This is a genomic window from Micromonospora sp. NPDC048040, assembly GCF_055587185.1.
In genome coordinates this window covers 1-3,664 of sequence record NZ_JBVJGT010000033.1, presented here as the reverse complement: position 1 = coordinate 3,664, position 3,664 = coordinate 1, and the positions used below count along the sequence as shown (strand labels likewise).

Below are 3,664 nucleotides of genomic sequence, written 5' to 3'. Positions count from 1 at the left end.
TCCACAACGTTGGGGGCTTTCTCCCTGCGGTGGGTGGGGAATCCGTTCGCCCACGGGGTGGTGGTGCGACGCCGGCGGTCGCACCACCACCCGCTCGGAGGTCCCGGCCACGTTTTGCCACCGTGAACCGACGCCTGACTTCGGTATGCTCGCCAGGGGTATCGATCTCGGTGCGGAGGCGAAATGGGCAAGGTCGACAACACCGTCAACAAGACTGACGAGGTTGACGCGTTCATGGACAAACTCGACCACCCCTTCAAGGCGGAGGTCGAGATGCTCCGCGAGAGCATCAAGGCCATCAATCCGAAGATCACCGAGCAGATCAAGTGGAAGGCGCCGTCGTTCTCCTACAAGGGGGAGTACCTGGCGACTTTCAACCTGTGGGCCAAGGAGCACGTCCACCTGGTGTTCCACAACCCGCTGGTAGTGGACATCGACAGCAAGCTGCTGGAGGGCAACTACACGGACGGTCGCCGGATGGCCTACTTCCAGGACATGAAGGACGCGCGAGCCAAGAAGACCGAGCTGAAGCGCGTCATCAAGGAACTCATCAAGTCGATCGACAAGTGATGATCGTCCTCATCCACACCTCCAAGGTCATGCGGTCGGCGCCCCGCGGCGACGCGACACTGACCGAGCCGGCACTGCGCGGCAGGGCCGAGGAGTTGGCGGCCTACCTTCAGACCCTGCCGGTGGAGCAGTTGGCGACCGTCATGGAGATCTCGCCGGCGCTGGCCGAGAAGACCCATGCGCTCCTCGCGAGTTGGGGCGTCGAGCCGGAGCGGCAGTCTCCGGCAATCGACAGCTTCGCGGGCGACATCTACAGCGGGCTGCGCGCGTGTGACTTCTCGGCGGCCGACCGCACGTATGCAGACGACCGACTGCGGATCCTTTCGGGTCTGTACGGGATCCTTCGTCCTCACGACGCGGTTCAGCCGTACCGACTCGAGATGGGCTACCGGCTGCCCGATCCGCCCTACTCCAACCTGTACGAATTCTGGGGCGACTCCATCGCCCGGTGTCTGCCGTCCGCGGGCGTCATCGTCAATCTCGCCGCAGTGGAGTACAACAAGACCGTCACGGCGTTCCTCGACCGGGACCGGTTCATCAGTCCCCGCTTCATGACGGTGCACCCGAAGACGGGAGAGCCGCGTTTCGTGGTGGTGCACGCCAAGATCGCGCGCGGCGCCTTCGCTCGATGGCTGCTGACAGCCCGCGTCGAGAATCCGGATGACCTCCTCGATTTCGCCGAGATCGGCTACCGGTACGACCCCGCGCTGAGCAAGCCTCGCCAGCCAGCGTTCGTGTGCGAGGAATTCGAAGGAAAGGGTCTCAGCGTCCGCCTGAACGATCTGGGCTGACGAGCCGTCGCACCCGTCCTGCGAGTTACCGCTCGTCACGGTTGCCTTGGCGCGCCTCGACACCTTTCGGTGCCGCGGTGGGAGGACTCGTGGCAGCCGCCTCGGACAAGACCGCTCCCGGCTCCCGTGCACCACTCGACGGGCGGTTCCACCGCACGGCGCTCACCCCTGCACATGGCGGTCGTCGTCGCGCACTGGGTATGGCTCCGCTCAAGTCCGGACCGGTGACGGCCGTCGTGACGGCCCGCCCAGGCCGTCCACGTCCCCGGACCGCTCGCGGTTGACGGCAACGACTTCCCACCGCGTCGCACTCTCCGTTGGCCGGGCCTGCCGCACCGGTGCGGACCCGTGTTGGTGCACGTCGCCGGCATCGCACGCGGGGAGATGCCACAGGAGCCGCCGGTGACAACCCTGGCGGTAGCCCCGTAAACGACGCTCAGGCCGGTTCGACCCTTCGAGAACCCCGGCCGGTCCTCGGCCGACCGACCGCCATCGAAAGGCGCCTCCATGCTGACGTCGCACCGCGGCAGGCCGACCGGTCCCGGTTTCCATCAGGAAGGTAAACGTCGATGAGTCATATCGGAGCCCGCGCCGTCGTGCTCGGCGGAAGCATGGGCGGCATCCTCGCGGCCAGGGTCCTGGCCGAATCCTACGCGGACGTCGTCGTCGTGGAGCGTGACAAGGTGCTGGGCGTCAGCACGCCTCGCAAGGGTGCGCCGCACACCGTCCACGCGCACGGCCTGCACGCACGGGGACACCTCATCCTCGAGGAACTGTTCCCCGGGATCACCGACGAACTGCGCGCCAGCGGGGTGCCCACCGGCGATCTGGGGGAGATGCGGTGGTTCTTCAACGGCCGGAAGATACAGCCCGCCCACACCGGGCTCATCTCGGTGACCGCCCCCCGCCCAGTCCTCGAGAACCACGTCCGCAACCGGGTCGCGGCCCTGCCGAACGTCACCTTCATACAGGAGTGTGACGTGCTCGGCCTTGTCGCCACCGACGATCGGGAGCAGATCGTCGGGGTACGGGTGCAGCGGCGGACCGGAAACGCCGACGTCGAGGTGCTGGATGCCGATCTGGTTGTCGACGCAACCGGCCGAGGCTCCCGTACGCCTGCCTGGCTCGAGAGTCTGGGATACCAGCGGCCGGAGGAGGAACGGGTCAAGGTCGGGCTCGCGTACACGACCCGGCACTACCGAACCCGTCCTGAGATGTTCGACGGCGTGCAGTCGATCAACCCGGTCGCTTCCCCGGGCCACCCGCGAGGGGCCTTCTTCGGCCAGGTCGGCCAGGACGTCTGCATTCTCTCGCTGACCGGACTGCTCGGGGACTACCCGCCCACCGATCCCGGGGCGTTCCTCGAATTCGTTCGTTCCCTGCCGGTGCCCGACGTCTACCACGCGGTTCGCGACGCCGAGGCGCTCGATGACCCCGTCTCCTTCCGCTTCCCCGCCAGCGTCCGCCGGCGGTACGAGCGACTGCTGCGCCTCCCTGACCGGTACCTGGTCATCGGCGACGCCTTCTGCAGCTTCAACCCCGTCTACGGCCAAGGCATGAGCGTCGCCGCGATCGAGGCGATGACGCTGCGGCAGCATCTGCGTGAGGGGCGTGCGCCCACACCGCAGCGCTTCTTCGCTGACCTGTCCCGGGTCATCGACACCCCGTGGGACATCGCCGCGGGCGGCGACCTCGACTTCCCGGGCGTGGAGGGCAAGCGCACCCTCAAGGTGCGGATCGGCAACGCCTACATGGCCCGCCTTCAGTACGCCGCCACCCAGGACCCGGAAGTGACGAAGGGGTTCATGCGTGTGGCGGGTCTGATCGATCCCCCTCAGGCGCTCATGCGGCCCGCGATGATGCGCCGGGTGCTACGGCATGCGGTCCTCCGCCCCGCACCGGGCCGGTCATGGACGGACGAGTCCGTGACCGGAGCCGTAACCGGACGGGCAGGCTCACGCTCGGGCGATCCGCTGCCATGATCGGTGGCCCCCGGGGCGGACTGTCTCCAGGCTCCGACCGGGGCCGTCCACGGTCTACGGCCAAAGCCCCTGCCGCTGGTGCGCTCTGACAAGGCTCGGCGTGTCCACCGATCCGACAACGCGACAGCGCCCAGGGTCTTCGCCGTAGCCCCGCCTCCGGTCGGTGACCGGAACCCGGGGGGGGGGGGGGGGGGGGGGGGGGGGGGGAGGAAAAAGGAAGGGGGGGGGGGGGGGGAGAGGGGGGGGGGGGGGGGGGGGGGGAAGGAGAGGAGAGGGACTCGCCCCCTTTTTTTCTTCTCCTCGTTGTTTCCTCTCTCCGCC

At 67.9% G+C, this 3,664-nt stretch carries 3 protein-coding genes; all 3 read left to right on the top strand.

Annotated features, from left to right (window positions below):
• Positions 1–234 precede the first annotated feature (234 nt).
• Positions 235–570, top strand: coding sequence for a DUF1801 domain-containing protein (locus tag ACZ6O2_RS24990; protein ID WP_350710422.1), 336 nt, complete (start codon positions 235–237; stop codon positions 568–570).
• Positions 570–1,361: a YaaA family protein gene (locus ACZ6O2_RS24985; RefSeq protein ID WP_466024504.1), complete on the top strand. Its 792-nt coding sequence runs from the start codon at positions 570–572 to the stop codon at positions 1,359–1,361. Before ACZ6O2_RS24990 ends, ACZ6O2_RS24985 begins: the two co-directional genes overlap by 1 nt.
• A gap of 569 nt (positions 1,362–1,930) precedes the next feature.
• Positions 1,931–3,343 carry an FAD-dependent oxidoreductase gene (locus tag ACZ6O2_RS24980; protein ID WP_466024503.1) on the top strand — a complete coding sequence of 471 codons (1,413 nt, stop codon included), beginning with the start codon at positions 1,931–1,933 and terminating at the stop codon, positions 3,341–3,343.
• Positions 3,344–3,664: the final 321 nt, after the last annotated feature.

What these genes read in the sequence shown, in the direction of transcription:
- ACZ6O2_RS24990 (WP_350710422.1), top strand. Translation starts at nt 235, where the DNA reads ATGGACAAACTCGACCACCCCTTCAAGGCGGAGGTCGAGATGCTCCGC.
- ACZ6O2_RS24985 (WP_466024504.1), top strand. Translation starts at nt 570, where the DNA reads ATGATCGTCCTCATCCACACCTCCAAGGTCATGCGGTCGGCGCCCCGC.
- ACZ6O2_RS24980 (WP_466024503.1), top strand. Translation starts at nt 1,931, where the DNA reads ATGAGTCATATCGGAGCCCGCGCCGTCGTGCTCGGCGGAAGCATGGGC.